Annotated in this window: 9 protein-coding genes; all 9 read right to left on the reverse strand. The window is 66.2% G+C overall.

Annotation, left to right across the window (positions count from 1 at the left end; all coding sequences use genetic code 11):
* Positions 1–260 (reverse strand): DUF1989 domain-containing protein (locus tag GSQ95_RS23430; RefSeq protein ID WP_158973928.1); only part of this gene is annotated, 260 nt, incomplete at its 3' end.
* Between the two features lie 8 nt (positions 261–268).
* Positions 269–1,117 carry a transporter substrate-binding domain-containing protein gene (locus GSQ95_RS23435; RefSeq protein WP_158897080.1) on the reverse strand — a complete coding sequence of 283 codons (849 nt, stop codon included), beginning with the start codon at positions 1,115–1,117 and terminating at the stop codon, positions 269–271.
* A 200-nt stretch (positions 1,118–1,317) separates the two neighbouring features.
* A complete protein-coding gene (locus tag GSQ95_RS23440; protein ID WP_158897079.1) occupies positions 1,318–2,202 on the reverse strand; it encodes a MurR/RpiR family transcriptional regulator in 885 nt (294 codons plus the stop codon).
* 130 nt (positions 2,203–2,332) lie between these two features.
* Positions 2,333–3,040, reverse strand: a complete 708-nt coding sequence (locus GSQ95_RS23445) for a FadR/GntR family transcriptional regulator (protein ID WP_158897078.1) — start codon at positions 3,038–3,040, stop codon at positions 2,333–2,335.
* A 64-nt stretch (positions 3,041–3,104) separates the two neighbouring features.
* The gene (locus GSQ95_RS23450) at positions 3,105–3,443 is read right to left on the reverse strand and encodes an L-rhamnose mutarotase (RefSeq protein ID WP_158897077.1); all 339 of its coding nucleotides are present in this window, start codon (positions 3,441–3,443) and stop codon (positions 3,105–3,107) included.
* Positions 3,444–3,482: 39 nt separating this feature from the next.
* Positions 3,483–4,493, reverse strand: a complete 1,011-nt coding sequence (locus GSQ95_RS23455; RefSeq protein WP_158897076.1) for a zinc-binding alcohol dehydrogenase family protein — start codon at positions 4,491–4,493, stop codon at positions 3,483–3,485.
* 112 nt (positions 4,494–4,605) lie between these two features.
* On the reverse strand, positions 4,606–5,622 hold the full coding sequence (locus tag GSQ95_RS23460; protein ID WP_158897075.1) for an aldo/keto reductase: 1,017 nt from the start codon (positions 5,620–5,622) through the stop codon (positions 4,606–4,608).
* 14 nt (positions 5,623–5,636) lie between these two features.
* Positions 5,637–6,581 carry an ABC transporter substrate-binding protein gene (locus GSQ95_RS23465; protein WP_133860903.1) on the reverse strand — a complete coding sequence of 315 codons (945 nt, stop codon included), beginning with the start codon at positions 6,579–6,581 and terminating at the stop codon, positions 5,637–5,639.
* A gap of 30 nt (positions 6,582–6,611) precedes the next feature.
* The coding region (locus tag GSQ95_RS23470) for an ABC transporter permease (protein WP_158973929.1) at positions 6,612–7,373 on the reverse strand (762 nt) is incomplete at its 5' end.

The following is a 7,373-nucleotide window of genomic DNA, read 5'->3' on the forward strand; positions in this document are numbered from 1 at the left end:
ATGGTGTCGGCGATCACCTCCAGCAGCGGCTCGTCGGCGGTGGAGTAGAGGCAGTCGCCGACCGTGAAGAACAGCGAGTTGAGGCGGCGGCGGGTGTGCACCGGGGACAGCTGCTCCTCCAGGCGGCCCTGCACGACGGCGACGAAGTCCGCCGCCTGCTGACCGTCGGTGTCGATGATGGTGAGGTACTGGCCGGCACGGATCTCGAAAGTCCGGCCGTGCCCGGCCGGGACGTGCACGTGATGGGTTGGGCAAGGCATGGGAAGACTCACTGGCGGGGGATGAAGTCGGCGGTGGGCAGGTCGAAGCTGACCCCGAGGTAGCGCTGTTGCAGCGTTTTCAGTTCGCCGGATTGCTCGAGGGCGATGATTTCATCGCTGATCACCTTGTTCAGGCGCGCGTCGTCCTTGCGGGTGGCCCAGCTGATCCACTGGCTGGCGCCCAGTTCGCCGACCTGCTTGACCTTGCCGGGCAGCTGCTTGGTCAAACCGCCCAGCACGGTGAGATCGTCGAAGACGAAATCGGCGCGGCGGGTCATGAGCGCGGCCAGGGTCTGGTCGACGCTGTCGACACTGATGATCTTGATCGGCGGGAGCTGCCGCGCCTTCAGTTGGCCGTTGAACTGCCTGAGCAGCTGTTCAGGCGCGGTGGTGGCCTTGACCGCAGCGGTCAGGCCGGAAAGGGCTTCGACGGTCAGCGGGGTGGCCGTCACCCGGGTCTCGTCGGCACGCACCAGAACCGCGTTGACGCTCTTGCCGAAGGGCACGGTGAAGAGAACCTTGGCGGCGCGCTCGGCGGTGACGTTGAGCGAGGAGCCTTCGGCGTCGACGGAGCCGGCGATCAGCGCCGGGATGATGCCGCTGAAGGCCATCTTCTGGTATTCGAGCGCGACGCCCAGTCTGGCGGCCACCCGCTGCATGATTTCCGGTGTATAGCCGACGATGGTGCCGCTGGCGTCCGTGTACTCGTAGGGCGCGAAGGTGGGATCTATGGCCACCACCAGCTTGCCGCGGGCTTTCACGTCATCGAGGGTATCGGCGCTGGCAGCGCCCAGCAGGCCGAGCCCGAAGGCCAGGGCGGAAAGCGTCATGGCACAGCGGTAAGCAAGAGAGGTCATGGGAGCGCCTAGGTCGAAGGAATGACCCAGGCCTCATCGCAGAAAGCATGCCATCTCGGGCGGCTGCCGTAGCCAGCGCCGTAACCCCTTGAAGAAACTGATGTTTCTCTATAATTTTATATGAAACTTTTGTTTCTCGGGTCTCGGCACGGATTCGCTCCGCTGCCTTTATCCGGTGCATGATGAATTGAAATGGTGCGTCAGCGGGGATTGTCCAGCTCTTCCAGTTGCTGGTGCAGACGCTCGGCGGTCTCCAGGTGGGAGATCTTGCGGCCGGTCAGTTCCTTGCCGACCAGGGAGCACAGCAGATTGGTGATGGCCGAGACGCTGCTGTTGCTGTCGAACATCAGGGTGCTTTCGGTGTGGCAGCGGATCACCCAGGTCGCCAGCTGAGCGGGGCTACCGGCCAGGACATCGGCCAGGTAGAGCATGCGGACCCCCAGCTGGCCCATCACGGCCATGGCCTTCTCGAGTTGCGGCATCCGCCGCCGCAGCCCGATGCAGATGGCCACATCGTCCGGCCCCAGGCTGGCGAGATATTCGGCCAGGCTGTCGCCGGGCGAGGGCAACAGCAGGATGTCGCCGCGGACCTGGATCAGATGGCTGCGGACCATGTGGGCGATGGTCTGGCTATGCCGAAAACCGATGATGACCACCCGCCGGGCACCAACGATGGCGTGCACGGCGGCGAAGAGTTCGTCCTGATCCAGCGACTGATAGGTCTGCCGGACGTTGGCCAGTTCCTGCTCCAGATGATGCTGCAGGAGGTCATCGACCGAGCGCTCAGCGGCGCCACGGTCCTGCAGATAGAGCGGTGAGCCCTCTCCACGCAGCGTCCGGGCCTGGCGCCGGGCTTCTTCGTAGGAGGCATAGCCCAGCGTCCGGAAGAAGCGTGTGGCGGTGGCCTTGGAGACGCCGGCACGGGTGGCCAGCTCGGTGGCGGTCTGCATGGCGAGCTGGCCAGGCGCGGCCAGGATCACGTCGGACAGCTTCTGCTCCACGACCGACATCTGTTCGTAGCGTGCCTTGATCCGACTCTCCAGGGAGGTGGGTGGCGGTAGCCGAGTCTGGTCGGATGGCAGCATCGAGCGGCTCTGGTCTGCGAAGGGAGGCTGCAGTCTAGCGGCAAAGACGTTGCCGAGCGTAGTGCCCCCGGGTAGCCGCCGACGCTGGCGGTGCGGCAGGTCGTGAGCCAGGTCCGCGGACGCGGCGTCTTCAATCCTCGCTGGAGGCGAACCCCTCGAGCCAGCGCGCTTCCGAACAGAGCAGGTGGTGGCGCATGGCGGTCTGGGCTCCGATCAGGTCGCGGGCTTCCACCGCACGCAGGATGGCCTCGTGTTCGGCCACGGCGACGCCCCAGGTCTTCTGGCTTTCGGTCTGCTCGGCGACGTGGGTGGAGAGGGGGCTGTGACGCTCGTCGAACAGCGAGGTGATGATGCGCACCAGCGTGGAGTTGCCGCTCATCCGGGCCAGGCGGCAGTGGAACTTGCGATCGTCCTCCATGGGCGAAAGTCCCTGGGCGATCTTGTCGCTCATGTTCTGGATACACTTCGCCAGGTAGCGGTAATCAGCCTTGCCGCCCAGGGAACAGGCCAGCACGATGGTCGCGCCCTCGATCATGGCCCGGGCGTGCATCAGTTCCGAAGGACTTTCGCCAAGGGTGGAAGTCCGGGCGCCATTGTTCAGCAGCGCGGCGTTCACATAGATGCCGGAGCCCTGGCGTACCTCGATGCTGCCTTCGATTTCCAGGGCGATCAGGGCTTCGCGCAGCGACGGCCGGGAGACGCCCAGCAACAGCGCCAGGTCGCGCTCCGGCGGCAAACGGGTACCGGCTTCGATGGCGCCCTCGCGGATATGCTGGCGCAGGCGATCCGCGATCTTCTGGTAGAGCTTTCTTTCGGTGGTGGCAGTGGGCAGCGTCATCGATGAAACCTGCATCTTCAAGGGCTTCAGTATCTCATGGGCTACCCGGTTCGGCGCCAGCGGCTCAGGGCAGGGCGGCCAGCTCGAACAGCGGGGTCGCCAGCTGCCACTTCTCCGATCCCGCCTCGGGCGAGGACAGCTGATAGCGCGCCATCAGGGTTTCCCATTCCTGGATCCTGGGATTGCGCTGTTCCAGCTCGTGCAGGCGGTCGAAGGAGAAGCCCGGCCCCGCTTCGAGCAGCATGGTCAGGCGGCAGCCGAGGCGCCAGATGGTCATGTTGGCGACGCCGGCTTCGCGCAGATGGGCGATGACCTCGGGCCAGACCGCCGCGTGCTGGCGTTCGTATTCGGCGATGAGCGCGGGGTCGTCCCGCAGGTCCAGCAGCAGACAGTAGCGTGTCATGTTCTCGCTCCTCGGCCGGTGGCGGCCGATCAGACCCGTTCAGATTTCGACGATGGCTTTGACGACGCCGCGGACCGGGTCCAGCAGCTCCGCGAAACGGGCGGGCAGCTCGGCCAGTTGCAGGCGATGGGTATTGAGTGCCGCGTCCGGGATCAGGCCCTCGCGCAGGCAGCGCTCGACATGCTGGAAATCCTCGGCGGTGGCGTTGCGACTGCCCAGCAGGGTGGTCTCGCGCTTGTGGAATTCGGGATCGGCGAAGCGGATGTGGTCCTTGACCACCGAGATCAGCACATAGCTGCCGGCATGGGCGACGAATTCGAAACCCCGCTCGATGGCGCGGGCGTTGCCGGTGGCGTCGAACACCACGTCGAAGAAGTCGCCGTCGGTCAGCCGCGCCAGTTCGTCCTTGTCGCCGTCACCGACGGTGACCGTGGCCGCGACCTGCAGGTGCTGGCGGCAGAATTCCAGGCGATCGGCGCGGGTGTCGAGAACGGTGACCTGAGCCCCGGCGATACCGGCGAAGATCGCCGCCGCCATGCCGATGGGGCCGGCGCCCACCACCAGCACGCGCTGTGCCTGGCCCAGTCCCGAACGGCGCACGGCATGGGCGCCGATGGCGAGAAATTCCACCATGGCCGCCTGGTCGAGGGTGAGGCCCTCGGCCTTGAAGACGAAGCGGTCGGGCAGACTGAGGTACTCGGTCAGGGCGCCGTCGCGGTGCACGCCCAGGACCGCGATCCTGGTGCAGCAGTTGGTCTTGCCCTGGCGGCAGGCGATGCACTGGCCACAGGACAGGTAGGGCACCACATAGACGATGTCCCCCGCCTGCAGGCGCCCGCTGTCGTCGGTTTCCTCGACGACGCCGGAAATCTCGTGGCCCATCACCCGCGGGTATTCCAGGTAGGGCTGGTTGCCTTCGTAGATGTGCAGGTCGGTCCCGCAGACGCCGACCCGGCGGATGCGGATCAGGGTTTCGCCTGCGCCACGGGCAGGCTTGGGGGTATCGCGGGAGACCAGTAGGCCGGGTTTTTCACAGATGACGGTCAGCATAGGAAGACTCCACATCGCATCGGGATGCACATTGGATTCATGGCCGGGAGCTCGTTGGGATTGGCAGCGAGCGTCCGTCGCCACAGAGGCAGGTGGAAGGGGCGGTGCGGCTTCATGCCGGGACTCCTGCCACGGGGGCATCGGCGTCCAGCAGGCCACGCTGCTTGAGGGTGCTCCAGAATTCCGCCGGAATGGGCGTCTGCAGCCAGGCCAGGTTGCTGGCCACCTGCTCGGCGCTGCGCGCGCCGATGACCGCCGAGGCGACCGCCGGATGTGCCAGGGGAAATTGCAGGGCCGCGGCGGCCAGGGGGATCGCGAATTCTGCGCAGACAGCCTGCAGGGCCCGCACCTTGGCCACCACCGCTGGCGGCGCGGCGCCATAGTCGAAGTGCTGGCCACCGGCGAGGATCCCGGAATTGAAGACTCCGCCGGCGACGATGGCGTGGCCCTGGGCCAGGCAGCGATCGAGCAGGGGGCTTAGGCTCTCCTGCTCCAGCAGGGTGTAGCGACCGGCCAGCAGGGTGCAGTCCAGCGGGCACTCGTCGAGGCTGTCGACCACGACCTCCCATTCGTTGACGCCCAGGCCGATGGCCTGGATCTGGCCAGCGCTGCGCAATTCCTCCAGCGCGCGGAAACCGCCGCCGCGGGTCAGCGCCTGCCAGTGCCGGTCATGCCGCTCGCCATGGGTGCGGCGGCCGATGTCGTGCACATAGAGGATGTCGATCCGCGCCAGCCCCAGGCGCTGCAGGCTGTCTTCATGGGATCTCAGGATGCCGTCGTAGCTGTAGTCGTAGACCGGCTTGAAGGGCAGTGGCCGGACCCAGCCGTCGTCGTTGGCGCGCTCGCTGCCGTTGGGCGCGAGCAGCCGGCCCACCTTGCTGCTGAGCACGACTTCATCCCGCGGCTGTTCGTCGAGAAAGGCCCCGAGGCGATGTTCCGAGCGGCCATAGCCATAGAAGGGCGCCGTATCGAAATAGCGGATGCCCTGCTGCCAGGCGCCGGCCAGGGTGTCGACGGCCTGCTGCAGCGGCATGTCCCGGTACAGTCCGCCCAGCTGGGAGCAGCCGAGTCCGAGCACCGGCAGGGCCAGCGGGCTGTTCGCCAGGGGACGCCGTTCGGAGAGATTCATCGCCAGGCCTCCACTCAATAGAGCACGTTGCGTGCGTCAGGGCTGTCCAGGTTGGCCTTGTCGATGAGCAGGACGCCGGTGTCGATGAACTTGGGCACCTTCTGCTTCTCGATGACCTTGATCACCGTGGCGACCGATTCCAGGCCCATGCGATAGGAACTCTGCACCACGATGGCGTCCAGGGTGCCGTCGCGGACGAAGCCCTGCAGGTCCTCGTTGCCGTCGAAGCCGATGGCCTGCAGCTTGCCGGCCTTGCCGGACTGGGCGATGGCCCGCGCCATGCCGACCGCGGTGGGTTCGTTGGCGCCGTAGATGCCCTTGAGGTCGGGATTGGAGGCCAGAACGTCGGTGGTCTGGTTGAGGGCGTTGGCCATCTGCGACTGGGAATAGAAGGGGCCCACCACGGTCAGCTGCGAATGCTGCTCCAGGTATTTGCGGAAGCCGCCGACCCGGCCCGTTTCCGAACCGGTGCCCGGCACATAGGACATGATGGCGATCTTGCCGGTCTTGCCGACCTTCTCGATCATGCGCTGGGCGGACAGCTCGCCGGCCTTGTTGTTGTCGGTGGAGAGAAAGGACTGGTAGTAGGGCGCGCCGCTTTCCGCCACCGAGGAGTCGATCAGCACCACCGGGATATGGGCTTCCCAGGCCTGCTTGATGGCTGGCACCAGGGCGTCCGGGTCGGACGGTGCCAGCACGATGCCCGAGACGCCGCGGTTGACGGCATTGACCACCATGTTCACCTCGTCGGCGATCGCCGATTCCGAGGCCGGTCCCTGGAAGGTAACCTTGTAGCTGGTGTGCTGCTTGGCCGTTTCCTGCACACCCTTCTGCACGTTCTGCCAGTAGTTGGAGTTGGCACTCTTGACGATGACGGCGATCTCGCCGTTACCGGCCAGCGCCAGGGAGGTCGCGGCGGAGAGGGCGACACCCAGGACCACTTTCTTGAAGTTTTTCATCGGTCGTTCCTTGTTGTTGTTATCGAGGGTTCACTTCTTGCGGTTGCGGAGCTGGTCGATACAGACGGTCAGCAGGATCACCAGGCCGATGATGATCTGCTGGGTGAAACTGGAGACGCCGAGCATGTTGAGGCCGTTGCGCAGCACGCCGATGGTGAAGGCGCCGATCAGGGTGCCCGACACGCTGCCGATGCCACCAGAGAGCGAGGTGCCGCCGATCACCGCGCTGGCGATGGCGTCCAGTTCGTACATCACCCCTTCGTTCGGCTGGGCGGTGACCAGGCGCGACATCAGCACCGCGCCGGTCAGGCCGGCCAGCACGCCGGACAGCACATAGGTGAAGAGGGTGACCGCGCGCACCTTGACCCCGGAGAGCCGGGCCGCTTCGGCGTTCGAGCCCACGGCATAGATGTGGCGGCCCAGGCGGGTGCGGCTGAGCACCAGCCACAGGGCGATGGCCAGGACGATCATGATGATCACCGGGTAGGGGATGCCCGGAAAGATCACGTTGGGAAAGCCGTCGTCGCCGATGCGCTCGATGCGGCCCAGGGTGCCGTTGCCGAGCACGCCGAACGCGGCACCGAGTCCGGAGATGGGCTGGGCATCGGTCAGTCGCAGCGCCAGGCCGCGGGCCACCAGCATCATGCCCAGGGTGGCGATGAACGGCGGCAGCTTGACCAGGGTCACGAACAGGCCGTTGATCGCGCCGCAGATCCCGCCGACGATCAGGCCGACCAGGATGCCCACCTCGATGGACGCGCCGGCCTTGACCGCCATGGCGTTGGCCACGCC

It is taken from the genome of Pseudomonas sp. BAV 4579 (genome assembly GCF_009765395.1).
In the GTDB taxonomy this organism is placed as follows: Bacteria; Pseudomonadota; Gammaproteobacteria; order Pseudomonadales; family Pseudomonadaceae; genus Chryseomonas; species Chryseomonas aestiva.